The sequence below is a fragment of the Candidatus Saccharibacteria bacterium genome (assembly GCA_016699955.1).
GTDB lineage: Bacteria > Patescibacteriota > Saccharimonadia > Saccharimonadales > UBA4665 > JAGXIT01.
The window spans coordinates 427,415-446,689 of record CP064993.1; the positions used below are offsets into that span (position 1 = coordinate 427,415).

General features: G+C 49.7%; 22 protein-coding genes and 1 pseudogene. 8 read left to right on the forward strand and 15 right to left on the reverse strand.

The features are described 5' to 3' along the window. Nucleotides 1-293: 293 nt before the first annotated feature. Nucleotides 294-1,607 carry a tRNA (adenosine(37)-N6)-threonylcarbamoyltransferase complex transferase subunit TsaD gene (locus IPL85_02205; GenBank protein ID QQS20240.1) on the reverse strand — a complete coding sequence of 438 codons (1,314 nt, stop codon included), beginning with the start codon at nucleotides 1,605-1,607 and terminating at the stop codon, nucleotides 294-296. Nucleotides 1,608-1,786: 179 nt separating this feature from the next. On the opposite strand from IPL85_02205, the gene IPL85_02210 reads away from it, so the two are divergent. The 4 genes from IPL85_02210 (at nucleotide 1,787) to murE (ending at nucleotide 6,064) form a co-directional block, all read left to right on the forward strand. Further along, the gene (locus IPL85_02210) at nucleotides 1,787-3,151 is read left to right on the forward strand and encodes a hypothetical protein (protein ID QQS20241.1); all 1,365 of its coding nucleotides are present in this window, start codon (nucleotides 1,787-1,789) and stop codon (nucleotides 3,149-3,151) included. A 21-nt stretch (nucleotides 3,152-3,172) separates the two neighbouring features. Next, nucleotides 3,173-4,261, forward strand: a complete 1,089-nt coding sequence (locus IPL85_02215) for a hypothetical protein (GenBank protein ID QQS20242.1) — start codon at nucleotides 3,173-3,175, stop codon at nucleotides 4,259-4,261. 44 nt (nucleotides 4,262-4,305) lie between these two features. Beyond that, on the forward strand, nucleotides 4,306-4,611 hold the full coding sequence (locus tag IPL85_02220) for a hypothetical protein (GenBank protein QQS20243.1): 306 nt from the start codon (nucleotides 4,306-4,308) through the stop codon (nucleotides 4,609-4,611). A gap of 97 nt (nucleotides 4,612-4,708) precedes the next feature. After that, nucleotides 4,709-6,064: a UDP-N-acetylmuramyl-tripeptide synthetase gene (gene murE, locus IPL85_02225; GenBank protein ID QQS20244.1), complete on the forward strand. Its 1,356-nt coding sequence runs from the start codon at nucleotides 4,709-4,711 to the stop codon at nucleotides 6,062-6,064. Between the two features lie 87 nt (nucleotides 6,065-6,151). Here the strand turns inward: murE and IPL85_02230 are convergent, their stop codons facing one another. From IPL85_02230 to IPL85_02245, 4 genes are all read right to left on the reverse strand, one after another. Beyond that, nucleotides 6,152-7,273 carry an alpha/beta hydrolase gene (locus IPL85_02230; GenBank protein QQS20245.1) on the reverse strand — a complete coding sequence of 374 codons (1,122 nt, stop codon included), beginning with the start codon at nucleotides 7,271-7,273 and terminating at the stop codon, nucleotides 6,152-6,154. Nucleotides 7,274-7,430: 157 nt separating this feature from the next. Next, nucleotides 7,431-8,318 (reverse strand): amidinotransferase, encoded by an 888-nt coding sequence (locus IPL85_02235; GenBank protein QQS20246.1) that lies wholly within the window; start codon nucleotides 8,316-8,318, stop codon nucleotides 7,431-7,433. Between the two features lie 148 nt (nucleotides 8,319-8,466). Next, nucleotides 8,467-8,694 (reverse strand): hypothetical protein, encoded by a 228-nt coding sequence (locus IPL85_02240; protein QQS20247.1) that lies wholly within the window; start codon nucleotides 8,692-8,694, stop codon nucleotides 8,467-8,469. Then, a complete protein-coding gene (locus IPL85_02245; GenBank protein ID QQS20248.1) occupies nucleotides 8,691-9,527 on the reverse strand; it encodes an integrase in 837 nt (278 codons plus the stop codon). The genes IPL85_02240 and IPL85_02245 overlap by 4 nt, the downstream gene beginning before the upstream one ends. A 431-nt stretch (nucleotides 9,528-9,958) precedes the next feature. Here IPL85_02245 and IPL85_02250 point away from each other — a divergent pair, with 431 nt between their 5' ends. Beyond that, a complete protein-coding gene (locus IPL85_02250) occupies nucleotides 9,959-10,228 on the forward strand; it encodes a co-chaperone GroES (protein QQS20249.1) in 270 nt (89 codons plus the stop codon). A gap of 135 nt (nucleotides 10,229-10,363) precedes the next feature. Beyond that, nucleotides 10,364-12,000: pseudogene (groL, locus tag IPL85_02255) on the forward strand (chaperonin GroEL). 176 nt (nucleotides 12,001-12,176) lie between these two features. Here groL and IPL85_02260 read toward each other — a convergent pair. The 5 genes from IPL85_02260 to IPL85_02280 all read right to left on the reverse strand — a co-directional run bounded on the left by IPL85_02260 (nucleotide 12,177) and on the right by IPL85_02280 (nucleotide 14,227). Next, nucleotides 12,177-12,716, reverse strand: a complete 540-nt coding sequence (locus IPL85_02260; GenBank protein ID QQS20250.1) for a hypothetical protein — start codon at nucleotides 12,714-12,716, stop codon at nucleotides 12,177-12,179. 79 nt (nucleotides 12,717-12,795) lie between these two features. Further along, entirely contained in the window at nucleotides 12,796-12,978 is a 183-nt protein-coding gene (locus IPL85_02265) for a hypothetical protein (protein QQS20251.1), read from the reverse strand. Nucleotides 12,979-13,048: 70 nt separating this feature from the next. Further along, nucleotides 13,049-13,720, reverse strand: a complete 672-nt coding sequence (locus IPL85_02270; GenBank protein QQS20424.1) for a twin-arginine translocase subunit TatC — start codon at nucleotides 13,718-13,720, stop codon at nucleotides 13,049-13,051. After that, complete coding sequence (locus IPL85_02275; GenBank protein QQS20252.1) at nucleotides 13,687-14,076, reverse strand: twin-arginine translocase subunit TatC; 390 nt, start codon at nucleotides 14,074-14,076, stop codon at nucleotides 13,687-13,689. The genes IPL85_02270 and IPL85_02275 overlap by 34 nt, the downstream gene beginning before the upstream one ends. Continuing rightward, on the reverse strand, nucleotides 14,024-14,227 hold the full coding sequence (locus IPL85_02280; protein ID QQS20253.1) for a twin-arginine translocase TatA/TatE family subunit: 204 nt from the start codon (nucleotides 14,225-14,227) through the stop codon (nucleotides 14,024-14,026). Before IPL85_02280 ends, IPL85_02275 begins: the two co-directional genes overlap by 53 nt. A 167-nt stretch (nucleotides 14,228-14,394) precedes the next feature. On the opposite strand from IPL85_02280, the gene IPL85_02285 reads away from it, so the two are divergent. Continuing rightward, nucleotides 14,395-14,550, forward strand: a complete 156-nt coding sequence (locus IPL85_02285; protein QQS20254.1) for a hypothetical protein — start codon at nucleotides 14,395-14,397, stop codon at nucleotides 14,548-14,550. A gap of 236 nt (nucleotides 14,551-14,786) precedes the next feature. Here the strand turns inward: IPL85_02285 and IPL85_02290 are convergent, their stop codons facing one another. Genes IPL85_02290 through IPL85_02300 form a run of 3 tightly spaced genes read right to left on the reverse strand, consistent with a single transcriptional unit; the run spans nucleotide 14,787 to nucleotide 16,036 of the window. Next, nucleotides 14,787-15,422 carry a sortase gene (locus IPL85_02290; protein ID QQS20255.1) on the reverse strand — a complete coding sequence of 212 codons (636 nt, stop codon included), beginning with the start codon at nucleotides 15,420-15,422 and terminating at the stop codon, nucleotides 14,787-14,789. Nucleotides 15,423-15,470: 48 nt separating this feature from the next. Next, entirely contained in the window at nucleotides 15,471-15,809 is a 339-nt protein-coding gene (locus IPL85_02295) for a hypothetical protein (protein ID QQS20256.1), read from the reverse strand. Then, entirely contained in the window at nucleotides 15,761-16,036 is a 276-nt protein-coding gene (locus IPL85_02300; protein ID QQS20257.1) for a hypothetical protein, read from the reverse strand. The genes IPL85_02295 and IPL85_02300 overlap by 49 nt, the downstream gene beginning before the upstream one ends. A 111-nt stretch (nucleotides 16,037-16,147) precedes the next feature. Here IPL85_02300 and IPL85_02305 point away from each other — a divergent pair, with 111 nt between their 5' ends. Further along, nucleotides 16,148-16,543, forward strand: coding sequence for a cupin (locus IPL85_02305; protein ID QQS20425.1), 396 nt, complete (start codon nucleotides 16,148-16,150; stop codon nucleotides 16,541-16,543). Nucleotides 16,544-16,579: 36 nt separating this feature from the next. Here the strand turns inward: IPL85_02305 and IPL85_02310 are convergent, their stop codons facing one another. Beyond that, a complete protein-coding gene (locus IPL85_02310; GenBank protein ID QQS20258.1) occupies nucleotides 16,580-17,920 on the reverse strand; it encodes a UDP-N-acetylglucosamine 2-epimerase in 1,341 nt (446 codons plus the stop codon). Between the two features lie 14 nt (nucleotides 17,921-17,934). Continuing rightward, on the reverse strand, nucleotides 17,935-19,014 hold the full coding sequence (locus IPL85_02315) for a mannose-1-phosphate guanylyltransferase (GenBank protein QQS20259.1): 1,080 nt from the start codon (nucleotides 19,012-19,014) through the stop codon (nucleotides 17,935-17,937). Between the last annotated feature and the right edge of the window lie 261 nt (nucleotides 19,015-19,275).

Here is a 19,275-nt window from a genome sequence, read left to right on the forward strand (position 1 = left end):
TCGATATAACTCGTCTGAGTCACCCTGGGCTCTTGCCTATAATGCTCGGCGCCCCCACCAGCTACCAGCTGTAGCACTAGAGCGTGGCGCAATTGGTGAGTGCATAACCTACGAAATATACCAACAAACTCTGTGTGGTTACTCCGGGTAGGACTTGCTTTACATGCTCCGGCTTGGCTTGATAATGAGGTTGTAAGGGTCGGCCGTGGGGTGGTTGTGTTTCATGTGAAAGCAGCGGGAAAAGTATATGTTGAGAAAGACAGATAAAATTCAGCGAAAGTCGAGTATTCTCTTTACATACTAAGGTTGGGATGAATACCTAAGCTATATGGGTCAGAAACTGGTTTACCGCACTTCATCATAAAGCAGCCGAGGGTCGCTATCATAGCGCCATTGTCAGTGCAAAGACGGGGGTCGGTATAGGCAATAGGGCAGGGGAGTCGCTCGGCAAGCTGACGGCGAAGCTCAGCGCTCGCGGCTACTCCTCCGGCAATGACAACGCTAGCCGGCTTAAACTCTTCGTAGGCCAACAGGGTTTTATCAACGACCGTTTCGATAGCGATACGTTGGAAGCTGGCTGCTACGTCGGCCTTCTGAGCCTCAGAGAGTCGTTCTGGTAGGTTTTTGGATGGAAACGTGTGATCTGCACCTATAAGCTGCTGTGCAGTGCGTAAAACGGCTGTTTTGAGCCCGGAAAAACTAAAGTCGTAGCTACTATTTGTACCAGAGTCATGAGTTAAGGAGTAAGAGATAAGAGCTGAATTTGTGTCGCCCTTGGAGACAATGCTATTGCTGGGCTGCGGCGCAGATGCTTTTCTTGTGTGTCTGATTTTTTGTAGCTGAGTGCTAATGTGACTTATCTTGGCTTTGGGGAAATCAAAGGCTTGCGGGTTACCTTCGAGCGCTTTTTTGCCTATGCTTGGGCCACCGGGGTAGGGAAGCCCGACAATTTTTGCGACTTTATCAAACGCCTCGCCAATCGCATCATCATGCGTTTGCCCGAGTAGGGTGTAATCAAAATGGTCATTAAACAAGGCTAACTGCGTGTGACCGCCGCTGACGATCAGGGCAAGGAGAGGGAAGTGGGGTTGGGTAAGGGGAAGTTTGTATTCGGACAACTGTTTTTGAAGAGAGACTTGGCTCTCTTCGGGTGCCAATATCGCTTCGTTCACTGTCTGCTCGCACTCTCCCAGCTCGCTCCGCTCGTCGCTCGCGCTACGCGCTTGTAACTTTTTGACTGTCGTCAAAAAATTGGCATAGACATGCGCTTCAACGTGGTTGATAGCGTATAGCGGCTTGTTATGAATTATCGCAATGGTTCGGGCAGTGAGCACTCCAATCAGTAGCGATCCGCCGAGGCCGGGGCCATAGGTGACGGCAATGCCGTCAATGTCATCCCAGGTGCAACCCGCCTCTGTTAATGCTTCATCCAAAACAGAATTGATAACTTCGATGTGGCTTCTAGCGGCAAGTTCTGGCACCACGCCACCATATTGCGCCTGCAAATCCATGCTGCTCGCTACTACATTTGACAGGAGCGTATCGCCGTCTTGCACGATTGCCACCGCCGTCTCATCACAACTGGTTTCTAACCCAAGTATTATCATATGTCACCCCAGTATAACAAATATTGTTGTAAAATATTTGACACAATAGCAAACAAGTAGGGATATAGTTGACAAACCGCTTAAGATTTGCTAATATAGCCAGGTAACAACATAAAAAACATAAAAAACAACAATAAAGTACTTAGAACTCACATTTCACTAGAAAGGAATTAAATACAATGGCAAACCCAAATCAATCCCCCAACCCCCACCCAGCAGCTAATACACCCGAGGCCGACGCTGTGCGATTACAGCGACAGGCGTTGGCAGCTCATGTTCCCAGGAGTAGTTTTCACGAGGTAAAACAACAATGGAACGTACTAGACGCTGAGTTGGAAAACCGCCAGAAAACCGAAGCAGATACTGAAGCATATAACAACAGCCCTGAGCGAGTTGCGCAAATCGAAGCTTATAACGACGAGGCAGAGTTGCGTATTTTTGGTTCTAGCGGTCGAACGTACACCGATGCCCAGGGTAACGTAATTGCGGACGCGCAGAACCCACGACACGGTCTTGTCGATGGCGCAAAAGAACGGGCTGACGCATTACGCGTTGAGCCAGATGATGCCAAGCATCTTCCACAACCAGCGCGTGATACTCTGACGAGAAAACGCAATTCAGCTGCTCGCAAAGAAGTTAAACAAGCTGAGGAAGAGGTCAAGGAAATATTGGATCTGCAAACCAGCGAGGGCTTATCCCTGTCGCAAGCCGACCTAATTGTACGTCTCCGAAGAGAGGTTGACCCACAAGAAAAAGACACATTTGTACAGCGCAGGATAGCTGATCTTGAGCAGCATGGTGTTAGCTCGGCTGCAGCTAAAAGACGGGCGAAACAGGAAGCAGACTCAATGTATGCCCGTAAAGATGCCGCTCGTCTGAAAGCCATCAAAAAAAATAATGTACATAGCGTAGACGAATACGGACAATTACTCACGGGTGGTGGAGCCAATAATACATCGCGCTCCAACTCCCAATCTCAACCTGGCGAGAATCGTCCAGGGGTGGACGCTGTAATAGACGAGGCTTATGCAGAGAACGATGCGATCTATGCCGAACGAATGGCATTGAGCCAGGCCGCAGGGAACTACACCGCTCTTTCGGCTAATATGCGTAATGGTCACCTTGGTCGCCTTGCACCAGGCCGTAGCCGCCTGCGTCGACTAAGGGCGCGGGGGCCCCTGTGGGCGTGGGGTTCCGGCCGGAGGGGCGGCGCGGGAACCCGGGGTGGGGGCCGAGCCCCGCGCCCGCCGCGGCTGGCCCGGGGAGAGACGCGGCGGGCGCGGGCCGCCGGGGCGCAGCCCCGGTACCGGGGGCGCGGGGAGGTGCTGACCGGGGCGGGGGCGGTTACTGACGGACGGCCCAGGCGACGCGGCGGCGAAGGGTCGCCCCGCGGGCGGGCCGGGGCTCTCGGGGGGCTTACCAATACGGGAGCGGCGGGCCGCGGGCGCCCCGGAGCGTCGGATAGCGCGGCCCTGCCTGCGCCGGGGGACAAAAGACAACCAACAGACGGAGCGGTATTTTACCTGGGTGGGGCCGCTACATGAGGAGGGGGTAGGCTGCGTGCGATGGATAAGATGAATAATGGGGTGAGCAACCGAGGCTCGAACGAGCTCGACCAGCAAGTCGAAGACGCTCGGCGGGAATATAGGGCTGCTTATGCTACCGTGTTCAACCGTAGAGTCGCGCATCTTACAACTTCGAATGGTGAAATTACTCCAGAGCATCGTCGCGCACAACTTCTTAATATGCACCTTGATGAAGCAATAGGATTAGAAAATCGCATTTTGGGTCTACAGCAGCTTCAGGCGAACACCGGCCGCTTTAGTAGCCTACAGAATCATATTGCACGTAAGTGGTCGGAATCGGGACGCTTTGGTAAAATTGTCCGCGTTGCAATTCCAGCCGCCGCGCTTGGTCTTGCGGGTGGCCTTGGAGTTGCTGCGCTAGGTGTTGCTTGGTTAGGCACATTGGCAGGTGGCGTTGCCGCCGCCTATGGCGGTCGCAAGATAGGCCACGGGATTGCCGGTGCCGCCTCACGGCACTACGCAAACACTTCCGCAGGTGAGACTGCACTTTCAAATCGTTCGCAGGAGCTCTATGAACGGTTTGGTGGGGCCACAGTTGATGCTGCACAACGGGGTACATTTTCAGACCAAACTATACTTGTTGAAGGTCATACAAGCGAGATTGTTCATAGAAACCAGCGTCGACGCGCAGCGGCTGGTGCAGTGGGTACCTTAGCAGCCAGCGTTGGCTTTGGCCTAGGACGGTGGACTGGTTCCAATGTCATTCATCATGACGCACCAGTCCAAAGCACTTACGGTGATGTTTACCCAAATGATCAACCAGGACAAGGCACGAATGCCGATAAATGGTGGCTTGACAATAGTAGTGCTAACAACAGCGGAGCTGGTGGATCAGCCAGTACATTAGATACTAACCAATACCCATGGCAACTCGCACACGGTGCTGCACCTGGACACGAAGTGGACTCAATCCGTCAGGCTATGGAAGCCGCAAACCAAGGCGGAGGCCATTACAATCTTCACCAAGTCGGTAACACACTGCAAGTTTATGATGGCAATCATGCGTTGAATGCCGCACAGCAGGCTCAGTTTAATGAGTTTATGGCCAAACTTTTTGGCTGGAAATAGTGGTATGCTGTCAGAGTAGGTAACAAAATAAAAGGAAGAAAAAGATGAAAATTAATAAAACGGATTTTAAACATAAATTGGTAGAAGCACTTGGCGTAGGTGACTTACCTGAGCAAGATCAAGATATTATCCTCGCCAAGGTTGAGCTGCTTGCCAATACTCGTTTGGCAACGGCGCTTCCTGAACTGCTTGACGATAAAACCTATGAACAGGTTGAAGCAATGCAGGCAAAAGGGCAGGCAGAGGATGACATTCTTGACTGGGTCGAAAAGCAGATCCCTCATTACGAGGAGATGATGCAAGCGATGATGCTCGACATTGCTGATGAGATGACCGAAAAACTAAATTAAAATCATCTCCATCTATAATCAGTAAAACAAGCCCAACAGTTGGGCTTGTTTTACTGATTAAGGAAGTCTCTTGGCGACTATATGTATAATTCCATATATGAATATACGAAGTATGGTAAAACGGGTGGTGCCAGTGAAGGTGTTTGAGAAGGTGGGGCCGCTGGGGCATTTGGCCGAGGCGGTGTTGTGGAATGCGGTGTACGGGTTTCCGGGGCGAGGGCTGAAGGTGGTGGGAGTAACAGGGACAAACGGGAAAACCACCACGACATTTTTCATACATCACATGCTGGTTGAGGCTGGTTACAAGGCTGGGCTCATGACAACAGTGGCTTACGGCGTGGGTAAAAACATTCAGCCACAGGTGCAGCACATGACGAACGTGGGACCGCGGGAACTGATGGTGCGGCTAAAAAAGATGAAAGCCGAGGGCATGGAGTGGCTAGTGCTAGAAACGACATCACATGCGCTCGCGCAGCATCGGACATGGGGCGTGCCGTATAGCATAGCGGTGGTTACGAATATTACTCACGAGCACCTAGATTACCACAAGACATTTGAGAACTACCGAGCAGCGAAGCGGCGGATGTTTGAAATGACGCAGCGAAACGCACGTGGGAGGCGTCTGGGCGTAGTAAATGCCGACGACCCTCAGAGTGTCGACTTTGGGCTAGAAACCGAAAACAGGGTGTCCTATGGGGTTGAGGCTGGCGATGTGCGCGCGAAAGACGTGCAGCTGAGAGCCGATGGCATACGCTACACGGCTACCGCTGGAACGGAAACCTACCATATAACCAGCCGACTGCCGGGTAGTTTTAACGTTTATAACTCCTTGGCTGCGGTGTGTGTTGGACAGGCTGTGGGTTTGACACGCGAGCAGGTAGAGCAGGGGATTGCCACACTCGCTGGTGTCGAGGGTCGCATGACAGCGCTGGACGAGGGGCAGCCATTTTCGGTTGTGGTCGACTACGCACACACCCCAGACAGTTTTGAGAAACTATTTAAAGACCTGCGGCCAGTTGTTAAAGGCAAGCTCATTGTGATGTTTGGTTCGGCTGGGCGGCGCGACGAAGCCAAGCGTGCGGTGCAAGGCGAGTTGGCAGGGAAGTACGCCGACGAAGTTGTTGTGACCGAGGAAGATGACCGCGACTGCGACGGGCAAGAAATAATGGATCAAATTGCGCGTGGAGCAGAAAAAGTCGGAAAAGTGCGTGACAGTAATCTTTTTCTGGTGCATGACCGTACAGAGGCGGTTCAGTTTGCGGTAAGTAGGGCACATAGTGCTGATGATGCTGTGTTACTACTGGGTAAAGGCCACGAAAAAGACATTTTACGTGGCGGACCGCGCGCTGCCGAGCTTCGTTATTTGAAGCAAGACGATACCAACCCCGACCGCGTCATTTCTGTCCCTTGGGACGAGGTCGCCGCGGCAAAAGATGCACTGCGCAACCGGTAGCTATCGAACGCATTCACTCAGGCAACGACGAGATGGACAGACGGTTTATTGCCTCTGAAGAACAGGCAGTAAATTTGCAGTGTGGCGCTAGTTCGTAGCGTCGACTGTCCGCCTAGTTGTTTTCTTTGGGCTTTCATAGGGCTGTTGGCGGGCAACATCCCACTCTGCTTTCCATCCAAGAGAAAGGAGAATCTGTTGAATAACTGCAGACTGGTTATAATACTGTGCTCGGTGCATGGGGTCGTCGTCAAAGTAGAATGTGGCGTGCGTTGCGCCAGGCAAGTCGTGGGTGATGATGTCGGGTCGTTGAGCGGCCAGGCGAGCATGTGAGTAAATGCTATCAACCAGCTCATCGTTACCGCTTTGGATGAGGTGGATTGGCACGCCTGCTAGCGCTTTTGCGAAGCCTGGCCATTGCTCTGGAAAACTACGAATCATGTCTAATTGGTCACTGAGGGTCTTTACGCCAATGGGATGCATTGTACGGCGCCAGGCCTCAGCGGGCTTCTCCCACCAAGGGATGGAATCAAACGAGACGTGTGCAAGTTCACCGAGATAGTATTCAAGTGGCCCGGCTTGGGAGACTACTGCACGACCTGCATTCATGCCACGCGCAGCGAGTTGTTGTACGCCGAGGATACTGTCTTCGCCAAAAGTTGGATCTCGAAGCACAAGGGCACCGAGACGTGTGTTTCGGTACAGCGGGTTTGTTAGGAGCTCAGCGGCCATTGCGACGACCAAATTAGCACCCTGACTTGTCCCTACTAGAACAACTTCATGAGGAAGCGGAGAGTAGAGATTTTGCGAGGAAGGCGTATTGTCAAGGGCATGAATACGTTCATGCACAAGCCGTGCAATTCCTTGGGGGTCTACCCCATGCGTTCCGTGTTTGACTGCGTGAATGTGGGCAAATTGTCCAGCGCTAGGGATGAGCGTGTGGCTCGACCAAGAGTGCGTTGTACCGGTGCCGTCGACGTGTACAAGATGACGTTGACTGGTAGAACCACGGCTAGTACCATAAACAGTCTCAATTTGAGGCTCTTGTCCTATTACCTCATTCCAACTACGCCGAACCGCCCCATCTGCAGCAACCGTGGTTGCTAAGGTGACACCAAGATTTAAGCTAGCTGATAAAAAGATGCGCCTAGTCAAGCCTGGAGTTTCGTCGGGTGTTGTGTTGGTAGAAGGGTGTGTATTTGGCTCAGACAATTTTGTTACCTCAAAAAATGAATTTGGACAAAAAAGATATGCCTTCTCCTGCAACAGGACTAGCCACGTAGCTAGTTTGATCTACCTTACTATAGGCGGGTGCTCCACCGTATGCACCGTTGGGGCAAGTATACAATAGAACATTGGAATATCGAAACTATATGTTGTCAAGGGTGAGGGTGGTGCAGCGGATGAAACCACCACCTTTGGCTAGTTGTGGCATAGCGAGTGGGATGGTCTGTAGCCCGTGAACATCGATGGCGGCTCTAAGATTTGGCGCACTGGCGCTCATGACTACATAACTGCCCGTGCTTACTAGGTTACAGGCGAAAGCTTCTTTGGCTTCCGTAAAACTGACCTCTATTTTATCAACACCATCGAATTCACGGAGTCTGTCTCTGCTTTCGGGCAGGAAGGCGTCTGGGCACCAGGCTATGAGACCTTTTTGGTTGTCTGCTGGAAACTTTAGGACGGCCAGTGCTAGATCTAGGTCGTAAAAATAACTATCTGCCCATCCAGAAATGGCATTTGCAGCGGGTTTACCGCCGGCATCTAGAAGTGGTATGGTCTGCAAGGTGATTGTTTCATAGCCTAGTGTTTCGGCTAAAAACGGATGAACTTCGCTGTCGGTGCGGTAGCCGCTGCCACAAAACAGGTAATTGCCACAAGGCAGTGCGTCGCCCTGACCGCTAAATTTTAGCCCACGGGGTACTTCGTAAATGGTTTTACCCAGGTTTTCCAGCGCTTGTTTCGCGTACGGTTGCTCGCCTTGTCTAGAGGTGGGTAGACTAGAAAGTACGGCTTTGTCGCCCCGTACAAGCCCCCAGTTGGCAGTATATACGCCGTCTTGAAGCCGTGGAGGTGCTGGGACTTGCAAAACTGCAACTCCGATTTGTTTCAGGGTGTTAGTGAGAAGATTGTGTTCGGAAATGGCTTGAGAAATATTGACCTGCTCAGAGCCACCCATAAAGGGGTTTATTGCGTAACCATCGTCAAAGTATTCCGCGTCGCTCATAAGAACAGTCGTGTTAATGCTGGTGTGCATGGTGGCATTATACTGGACTAACGAATACTCACACCTTTAGATTCACAACCAATGACCATAGGCTACTGTTTTTTTGCGCGCATTTCGCTTTTCGAGCTGTAAAACAGCGAAAGGCGTATTTTAGTCAAAGTTTCAGGGCCGTATTAGCTCATTTAACAATCTTGCTGAAACTAGTTTCTAAAGCTTTAAGTTTCCGTTGAATCTCACGTTGTAATTTCGCGGGATTCAAGCTGTCATATTGTGATTGTAGCATGGCTTTCTGCTTGTCGCTGACGTTAGGGTGACTCATCAGCCGTTGGTAGGGTGTTTGAGCTGGGTAATAGCGTTTGGTTTTCTTGCCCGTAGCCTGGTCTTTAACGGTTTCTTTAACTTTCATAGTTGGTTGGAAAAATTAAGGTACTGCCTCCACTCGTTTTGGTAGAGGTCATTTAGGCTTTCTAGCTGTTCATTTGTGTCCATACGTTGGTAACCCACTAGTTGCCGTATGGCAGTCCAGTTCTTTTGTTCGACATGGGCTTGGTCGTTCTTTCTGTATGGCCTAGAACGGGTAAAGGTTAATCGATTATTCTTAGCATAGCGCGCCATGTGCCAATTGATGAATTCGCTGCCGTTGTCCGAATCAATACCCAGTAGTTTAAACGGCAAACGCTTACGGGCACTGTCAAGGCCAGTTACAGACGCTCGTTCACCCTTGCCCATAATAGCCACCTGCTCACTCCAGCTAGTAGCTACATCCGTTAAATTTAGACTGTAGATAAACGTGCCAGCTAATGTGTCGCCACAGTGGGCTACGGTGTCTGTTTCGCACCAACCCGGTGTTGTTTCGTCCCAGCGACCATAACGCACACTAATCTGCCGTTTTAGCAGACTACCTGGTTTGGTTGTACCGCCAATTCGGATGATGCTGCGTCGCTTCTCGCGGGAGACAATGCGTTTAACAGTAGCTAGACTAATTTGCCTAAGCTGATCATCGATTTCGGGTCTTACGGCCAGTTCGCCGCACGCTACTAGCTTATCTAAAAGCTCTGGCATGAATGGCTGCAAGCGTTCAGCGCAGATGTTACTAGTGGCATGCCAGAGTAGCAAAACAACTTGCTTAGTTTCGACCGAATAGCGAGCAGTCCGCGGCTTACGGATAATCGCCTTGGGCGGCGGGGAGCGCAGCAAGACGCTAGCATAGGTTCGGTGATAGCCAGTAATGTCTACCACGTCACTAAGTAATTTGCTGCGTTCTTTTTCTGGTTCTTCTTGAGACGTTTGTATTTCTTTCGCATTACGCCAAGATATTCCTGGCGGGATAATCTGCTCATTTGATAATTCTTTCCGTTTGTACTCATAGTCCTGACAGCGTAGGGCTAGAGGTAGCTTTTTGGAAACATTATTAATGAGCTAACGAATACTATTTCGGAAAGATTTTAGATGAGCTAAGTCGCAGGGCTTGACCTGGTTTTGGCAGTCGGGTATAGTGAGTGCTAATGCGTTGGCACTCGCTTGCGAGAAGTGCTAACGCTTTTATTCGCCTCCGGCTCATAAGTAATGAGATAAGAGCCAAGAGGAAAGTTTAATCGCTTAACGGCGACGAATAAATAACTATATTCCCGCTTTTGTGAGAATAATTACGCTTAAAAAAGGAGGAAAACATGAATATACCAATCCAGCCGCTAGCCGATTATATTGTTGCCCAGACAGAAGAAGCAGCAAAAAAAACAGCAAGTGGTTTATACATTCCGGGCGGAGCACAGGAAAAGCCGACGGTTGCAAAAGTTGTGGCTGTAGCTGCGGCAGTAAAAAGTGTCAAAGTCGGTGACCGTATTATCTATAAGAGTTACAGCCAGACGGAAGTAAAAGTAGGGACTGAGAATTACCTTTTGGTTAAGGAAGAAGACGTATTGGCCACGGTGAAGGGGTAGCATGGAAGTTATTATTGGTGTAATCATTATTGTTTTAGCCATCGTATGGGCTAACCACATAGATACAAACACCGCTAAAGCAGTAGAATCGTTGCACAACATAGAGAAATTACTAGAGAAGAAGGAGAAATAAGCATGGCAAAAAAGGTATTTTACGATGATGATGCGCGCCGGCGGGTGCTAGCGGGGGCAGAGATTTTATACAACGCTGTAAAAACAACTATGGGGCCGAAGGGGCGGAATGTCGTTATTTCAAAGAGTTACGCCTCGCCCACGGTCACACACGATGGTGTAACGGTGGCAAAGGGCGTAGATATTGCCGATGTCGATGATGAAACATTGGGCTACAAAGTAGGAGCCGAGCTGATTAAGCAAGCTGCAAATAAGATGAACGATGTCGCCGGTGACGGTACGACCACCGTGACTGTACTGACCTATCACATTCTGTACGAAGCGAATAAGCTCATCGCAGCTGGTCACAACCCAATATTGCTCCGTAAAGGACTTGAAGCGGCCGCACACGAAGTCATTACAAAACTAGAGGGTATGAGTGAAGATATTCAAGGCAATAAACAGCGTGTGGCTGAGGTAGCGACCATTTCGGCAGGCGACAGTGTCATTGGCGATCTCATTGCCGATGTCATGGACAAAGTTGGCCGCGACGGCGTGGTTACAGTAGAGCAAGGGCAGGGGCTTGGCCTCGAAAGCGAAGTGGTGGAAGGATTTACCTTTGACCGTGGTTTTGTGAGCCCGTACATGGTCACCGATACTGGTCGCATGGAAGCCGTTTACAATAAACCTGCCATAGTCATCACCGATAAGAAAATTTCATCCGTGCAAGAGTTTTTGCCGATTTTGGAAAAACTGGCTCAGGCTGGTAAGAAAGATCTCGTGCTTATCGCAGAGGATGTCGAGGGCGAAGCGCTTGGCACATTGGTTCTGAACCGGCTAAAGGGGGTATTTAACACCGTTGCAATCAAGGCGCCGGCTTTTGGTGACAAGCGCAAGGAAATGCTCGAAGACATCGCGATTCTAACAGGCGCCCAAGTTATTACGGAAGACCGTGGCATGACGTTTGAAAACGTTGAATTGGACGTCGTGGGTACGGCGCGCAAGGTTATTGTTGGTAAGGACGAGACTACCATTATCGAAGGTGTAGGGGCTGTCACGGATGTAAATGCTCGCATGAAACAAATTGCCGCCCAGGCCGAGGCTGCAAACAGTGAGTACGACAGAGAAAACTTCCAGAAACGTCACGCAGCGCTTAGTGGCCGTGTCGCCGTCATTAAGGTAGGTGGAGCGACGGAAACCGAAATAGAGGAAAAGAAATATCGCGTTGACGATGCCGTGGCTGCCGTAAAGGCTGCCCTGGTTGAAGGTATCGTCCCTGGGGGCGGTGTAACACTGGTTAACCTTGCGGGCGGAACGTCTACGAGCGATGATGACGACGCAGTCGCCGCTGGGCGAGCATTGCTTGTGAAAGCGCTAGAGCAACCGTTCCGTATTCTCATGAGCAACAGTGGCCTGAATGCTGACGAATGGCTGCCGCAGGTCAAAAAGCCAAGGTTGGCCAAGGTGTGGACGTCAACAGTCCGAGCAAACTAGTTGATCTTAAGTCTGCCGGTATTGTCGACCCGACACGCGTGACCAAAGAGGCTTTGCAAAATGCTGCGTCTATTGCTGGCACAAGCATGACCATGGGTGCCTTGGTTGTCGAAGTCCCCGAACCAAAGGCTGCCCCATCTCCCGACATGGGCGGCATGGGCATGTAGTCTAGCGGAAGCTGTACGGATAAATGTATAAATCGCCGCTGAATACTTATCAACGGCGATTTTACTTGGCTTAGTCTAATTTCTGTTCAGGTTAAGTACCACCGATTTTCCTGGATATACACCGCTATAAGCAAAGCGAAAAAGCCGGCCGGCGAGTTTTAGAAAGCTTATACAATCTATTTTCCGAAAGAGCGGCGCGAACTATTGGAGTTGTTTGTCGGTGGGCGGCGGTAGGTGAGGCCAGAGCCGGCAGGAGGCTTCGGTGTTGTGCCTGGTTTGTTGTAACGGACGTCTGCAGTGTGGTGGTAGTGCATAAGCTTATTTTGTGCCGCTACTGGGTCGATGCGTTGGAGCATTTTAAAGTCTCTGTGCTGTTGCTCACTCAAGCCACCAGGCAGGGCCAAACTTGGGTTTCGAAGCGTGCCATAGTGCATTTGGCGCGCCTGTGTTGTATGCTGGTGTGCTTGGTCAAAAAGAGCGGCTCGCTGGGCACTAGGTGTTAAACGTTGAAAATCATCTGGCTTTATCCGCTGCATGCGATTGGTCGATTGCGCGCGGACTGAGCCTGCTGATGGTGAAGGGTGCAAAAAATCTGGCCGAATCTGAGCAGAAAAGCTGTTGCGCGTAGAGCTGTTTGGAGCGCCTGCGTTGCTTGGCACTCGACGCGGCTGGTTGCCTGGCGTTTTAGATCGTTGTTGACCAAATTGGTTAAACATAAATAAACATTACCACAATAATTAGTAAAAGTCAAAACTAGAGTCATATTTGACTCTAGTTTTATAAATAGTCAGTTATTTACTTACCGTAAGGAGTGCTGCCATAGCCGCGTGAGGCTTTGTTGGCGAACAGACCTTGACCGTTAGCAAGCTTCAAAATACTGCCGAGGCCGAATATTGAGGCAACGGCTAAGCCGCTCATGCCTAAAAATTCTTTGCGGCTGACTTCTCTTTGCATAATTGCGTCAATTTGTTGTTTCATTGCGAGATGAACCTGTTTATTTTGTTATTTCAAGCACAAGTGTAATCCAGCTTTGAAGCAATGTCAAGGACTATATTTGGAGAACCCGTCCACCGGAGCTGACGTAGCCTGGTCGAGGGCTAAGATACTTCGGTGAAACAGCCCGAGGTTGCGGTATGTTTGCCGCCGAGGCAGTCAGGGTTTTTTGCATTGTTGTGGAGCGAAGTGGCGCTTCGGGTTGCGCGGGCGAAAGCACTTCGCTGGGTAGTCGCGCAGCAGTACGAGCGCGTTCGAGCCGTGCGTCTCGGGCAGCAGTGTCCTGGTCAAATAGTGTGGCGTATCGCCGCCGCGCATTTTTCTTGTTTACAAGCCAGACTATGAGAATGCCAACCTGATAGGAAATTAGTACTGGTATGACTGTAAGCATTTGGTCAACTACATTAGGAGTCGGGTTCATAATAAATGCTGAAACAAAAGCAAACATAATGACAGCACGCTCATACTTGAACATTTTCTGAGGGGTAAGTGGCTTAATGCGATTGATAATAATGAGTAGTAGCGGAAGCTGAAACATTAAGGCTGCTCCAACCATGTAGGCAACTACAAAGGAAAAGTATTTCTCTATGCTTATCATGGCTTCGACTTGACCATTATGACACTGCTGCTTAAGGAGAAAATGCAGAGCGGCAGGTAGCCCCGCGTAGTAGCCAAACAATATGCCGCCAATTCCTATGAGCCCCGAAGATATACTTGTCCAGACAATAAACGCTGCGTTGCCCCCTTAATTAGGGGCTGCAGGAACTTGAGTAGGTTATAAATGATAGCCGGTATGCTCAGGGCTATGCCAAAATAAAAACACACGTTGAAAAGAAAATTTATTCCGCCCATTGGCGAAGTGTAAACAAAATGCTGACCTTGGCTGGGCGCGAGCAATATTTCTATTAGCTTACGCTCAATACTGTAGACAAGTGCGCTGAAAATAGCGACGGAAACCGCTACAAAGAACAGGCGCCGCTTCACTTCACGTAGGTGTGCGGAAAGCGGCGCTTTGTCTGCGACTGATCTACTAGGCCTGATTCTGGTCTTGGCTGTTCGGTTGTTTCTTTTTGTCCTCTTCACTCTTCATGCCTTTTCGTAGTTCACGAGCCGACTCGCCCAGGCTTTTTGAAAGTTCAGGCAATTTCTTGGAACCAAATAGTAGGAGAACGATGATTAGTAAAATAACCAGGCTTCCAGTGGAAAGATCGAGTATTGCGAGTTGTGTAAACATAATTGTCCTCTACTTTTTAGCGCTAATGCTATAATGATGATACCATAGCAGTGTAAAGTTAAACAAGAGAAAATTATTATGAAACAACTATACCAGCTCGCTCCAAGTAATTTTGCAGCTCCTTATGGAACTGCTCGTATAATAGTGCAGAGTACGATAATACCGGAGTGTGCGGTGCTTCAACCGGCACGGCTAACACATCTGGTGGCGGCCTGGCCGACACCGGAACGATGGTCATTGCATTTGTTGGTGTCGCAGCACTGATAGTCCTGGCTGCCCTGCTCGTACGAGTATGGCGCCGTCCTGCAAAGCAAGGCAAGTAGTCTTTGCATTATTTGATCAACCCCACTCCTAGTGGGGTTGTAGCTGCGCGCTAGCTAAACCGACTTGGAGTAAGCACCGAGTTAAGCTTTTCCCAACCCTGAAGGCGCTAGCAGTCGAAATTACACCGAGGTTAATTAGCTGAATAAAACATTCTGAGCATTGGTGTTGAGGTATATCAATAAGCCAATGCTAAGCCCGAGCAGCCCGAGCAATATGAAGAATTTAGTTTTTTCTGTCATAACGACTCCTCCGTATTCGGAATAGGTTTTGCGACAACAACCAAACGGCTGACAGGATTCCATAGTGGGGTGCAAGTATACAGCGTCAGGCGAGTGTCATCTGTCGGCTCTTGAACGTAAGTATCAGTTGCGGCATGAGTACGACTGCTCGCGACCGTGTAGCGGTAGAGCTTGCCCTGGTACCACAGGCCAATGTCATCGCCCGGCTCAAGTTTACTTAGAAAATAAAAGACACCGCGTGGTCCGGTGTAGCTAAAGCGGTGACCGGCAATGACGGTGTTGCCGCCTTTGTCTGGGGTACTGCCAAAAGGTATGCGCCAGGCGCCGGCATTCAGCAGGCGGTAGCTATCTTTTTTTGGGCCTTCAATGAGAGGTGTATCGAGCAGCATTTTTGGGATAATAAGGCCATCATGGGAAGCATCCGAGTGAAAAACATCAGGGGTAGAGGGGGCATCCTGGGTTAAGTTTGGCTTTGTGAGACGCTCAACTAAGGCCTTTTCGGTCGAACCATTGCGGTTCTGTAGCCAAAAAGAGACGCTTGGGAGAAGTGGTAGCGCCATGACATAGCAGTTAATGAGAACAATGACTATAAGTAATGCGGTGTTGGCTCGGCGCCAGTTTTTATCGGGCATAAAAATAAGTATCAAGTATCACGGCTGAAGTGGCAAGTCTGCGGTTCTTTAGCCGTTATTTTTTTGTGTAAAATAGTTTATTTCGTTGATAACGTCTAGAAGGGCTTGAGCGCGGGCTTTATCGTCAGTGATGTCTTTGGCAGCAGCAAGGGCATCTTTTAACAGTGCCTGGTTGTCGGTACTTTGAATCATCATCATTGTTGTTCGAAACTTTTCGTCTGGTGTCTGCTCTAGGTGATTCACAAGGGGAGTTAGCTGGCCAAGAGCTTGTTGTTTGAGGTTCAGTAGTTCGCTGCCGTCGTCAGCGGTCGGTTGGTCGGTAGAGTCGTTGGTTGCGGCTAAGTCATTTGGTACGTCATTGTCAGTAGCCTGCGCAGCCTGTGACACGTCAGGCTGATCACCGACTCGTCGGCAAGGGGATTATCAAACGCGGGCGCGCTCGGTGCGGCAATATCGGTTGCAGTCGGGAAGCCGGTTGAAGGTACCGGATCGGTAACGTTTGTTGGCTGAGTCGTATCCGGTGCCGTTACTGAACCAGCTGATGTTTGTGTTAAATCGTCTTGATGTCCAAAAAGCATTTCCACCCCCTTGCCTGGTTTGCAGGCAGTTCCCATTTAGCAGTTATCAATTTACAATGGGTATTGTAACAAACCATAACCGCCTACACCAGAGGAGAATTTTATGTCTGATGCCCCTGTACCGTACTTTGATCCAAGCATTTTTCCCTGCAGCCATACGTTCGGCGTGTCGAAAAACCTTGGGGATATGAACTGCATTTTGCAACGCCGGATATGCCATACATGATGAAGCTGATGCATGTAAACGCTGGCTGTCGCATGAGCCTGCAAATACATGACGCTAAAAGGGAAACCTATGTTATTTTAAGCGGCCGGGCAGCCCTGGTCTGGGAAGACAATAATGGAGAGCTTTTAGAGACTGAACTCCAATTAGGGCAGGGTTACAGTACGATTGTCGGACAAAAACATCGCTTTAAGGGGATAACCGACGCAGATATTATGGAAGCGTCGACGCCTGAAATTGGTACAACTTGGCGCCTCGAGGATGATTATTCCCGACCAAATGAGACCCCTGAGCAACGGAAAGCCGAGCGCGGGGAATAACTAACCCGAACTTCCGTAAGTAGTGTCGAGCCGAAGCTAGTCTAGTAAGCCAGGCCGGGCTTCTTCGGTCTGGAACAGCCCCAGTTCGTTGCTAGCTCGAGCGAGTACGCCGTCGACAATTTTTGCGGAAACATTCTCCCCATATAGATTGCCGACGCTAGCCATTTGTTTGTTGTGAAGCGCGCCCTCGATGATGGCGACCACAAAGTCGCTATCAATCGGTGGAGCCTGTACATTTGCGCCGGCGAGAACAGATTCGGAACGATCACTACCAAACCTCAAAGTCACACATGGCACGCCAAGGATGTTCATTTCCTCCTGCATGCTTCCGGAGTCGGTCGCTACGGCCGCACATCGCTGCATAGCAGCAATGACATCGCGGTAGTAGGGCCATACATCGGAGTAAATAAATGTTTCGGGGTTTTCTTTGGCCAATGATTCGATACGTGTACGCAACCCGAACGAATCAATAGCTTCTTCCGTGCCAAAGAGAGAAATAAGCAGTACGGAACGGCCTTTTTGGACTAGTTTTTCCATTGCCTCAATGAGTACAGTGAAACGTCTCTCGTCTTGAGTGTTTTCACGCCGGTGTATACAGAAGCGAATGAACTCGCCGCTTGCGAGCTGAGGATACTTCTCAAGTATTGTTGACTGAGCAGCGTCGGCAATGGCAAGCCGTGTTGCGTCTGCGACAGTATTGCCTGTAACCTCTATGGTGTTTGAGCTAAATCCTTCGGCAAGCATGAAATCTCGGTCGAGCTCGACAGGGGCGGCGTGATAGCCGGAGGCTGGTTCCGACACGCGAGTATTAAACTGTTCAGGAAAAGGCTCCATACTGCCTTGCTCAAAGTTGCCACGAACCTGTTGTGCGGCGTAGTAGTCATTCCAATTGAAGTTTCCAGCCTTAAAGTCGTCATAGAATTGCTTGTATATTTCACGTTTTGGTGTGAGAGTACGAATGCCAGCCTCGACGTGCACGCAGGCCACCCGGTGCATGTAGGATCCAAGGCCTATAGCCATAGAGGTACTTGTGTCACCGTGAATGTAGGGAATGGGCGTTTTGCCCTGAGTCTTTAGCCATTCAATAACCTCGCCGTAACGCTCGATCATTTGGGCTATTTTAGCATTCAGAGGCCCCTGTATTGTAAGGAGAATATCGGGCGTGATGCCGAATTCTTCCATCATACCACCGCTATAACGGAAGTCGTAGTGCTGACCGGTATGACAGAGTAGCACCAGCTCACCGCGATTCATGAGTTCGTGGTAGAGGGGCGCCTGTTTGATGATGTCAGGTTTTGTGGCAATGAGGACAATGTGCACAAGTTTTTTCTCAGACTGAGCAATTTTCTTTATGGCTTCAGGGGTAAAATAATCCAACGTATACTCTCTTTCTATAAATATTTTTCCAGCCCGCGTTGCTTGATTTCTTCTATAACGGTTTTGATGTCTTGGCTGTGACCTTTGTGCATGACAAGCAGAGAGTCTGCCGTATCAACAATGATAAGATTTTCAAGCCCTACTGTTGCGATGAGTTTGTCAGGATTTTCTGAGCGCACCATACAGCCTTGGCTGTCGACATCGATATGGTGAGGTGTGTGGGAAATAACACGGCTTTTGTCCCCATTTGCATCAGCCAGAAGGTCGTGCAACGCACTCCAGTTGCCAATGTCATCCCAGTGAAACTCGGCAGGGATAAGAACGAGTGGGAATTTGCGGGCATTGACGACTTCAATTTCATGAACCATTTTCGGCGCAGCTTCAAAGTCAGCGACATCATTACTATCGACATATGCTCGAATTTGCTCAACACTCCTGGGGCTGGCTTCGTTGTAGGCTTCGAGAAGTGTTTTTGCAGAAAAGCAGTAGTAGGCGACATTCCAAAAAAAATCACTACTCTGAGCATAGCGTTTTGCAACCGGATAGCTAGGTTTTTCGATGAATTTCTCTACCGAGTATACGCATGGGTCTGCTTGTATTTCCGTATCGACCTTAATATAGCCAAGCCCCGTGTCGGGACGAGTTGGCTTGACGCCCACGAGTGCAATACGATCTGGATGCTTACCAATGTAATCGTGGGCTTGCCCTAAAACGGTTTGAAAGGCATTTTTTTCTGCGATAGCATGGTCAGACGCCATCGAGAATATGATAGCCTTTGGATCCCGTCTATAGAGGACTTCGGCAAAAAGTGCAAATGCCAGGGCAGGGCCCTTCGCTGTCGGTTCAACAACAAAGTTCTCTTCGGGGATGTCTGGCAGTATTTTTTTTATTTTTTCGACGTAGTTGACTGTAGTCGAGACGAGGATATGATCGGATGAGTAGACACCCTGTAATCTTTCGTAGGTATCTTCAAGTAGCGAGTGCTGACTGACGAGGCTTTGCATTTGTTTCGGCAACTCTTGCCGACTAATTGGCCACAGCCGAGTACCAGAGCCACCAGCCACAATAACAGCATAGTTATGATCTTTGCTCACTAATAATCTCCTTAATTCTTGTAACAACAGTTAAGCAATCTCACTATAACTGACGGGTGACTGTTCGACAAGTTCGCGCATATCGCACCAGCCAGCCTGCTCGCCGGCAGAGCCGCGAGGCACTGCTGGGTTGTTTAAGCTCCTGCACATTTTCCTTCCTAGTACTTACTTAACCGTATCTTTAGTTCGGCTCCTTCCGTGTTTTGAGGAGAAAATGCATGATGTTAAGTGGCTGGAGTTCCATTTGTACATATTTTTAAG